Genomic DNA, 262 nt, shown 5'->3' on the forward strand with positions numbered 1-262 from the left:
GGCCTGCATTAGAAAAGGTTGGCGTAGCGTTTACCCAGGATGTAACAGCTTTTGAAAACATGAAACTAAGTCTTCTGAATGCTTCTCATACCCTGCTTTCTTATCCGTCATTTTTAAAAGGATACCGTAAAGTAGATGAAGCGATGCAGGATCGGGCGATTGTAAAACTGACCCGTGATTTTATGGATACTGATATCACTCCTTATGTGCCTGCTCCCGAAAATACGGATCTGGAAAAGTACAAGCAGACGTTGATCGAAAG

The 262-nt window shown here is 42.4% G+C and carries 1 protein-coding gene; it reads left to right on the forward strand.

Features of this window, described 5'->3' with window-relative positions; genetic code table 11:
- A partial coding sequence (locus SB752_RS32715; RefSeq protein ID WP_410719550.1) for a mannitol dehydrogenase family protein occupies window positions 1–262 on the forward strand: 262 nt, incomplete at both ends.

It is taken from the genome of Brevibacillus sp. SIMBA_040, from assembly GCF_046535075.1.
Lineage (GTDB): Bacteria > Bacillota > Bacilli > Brevibacillales > Brevibacillaceae > Brevibacillus.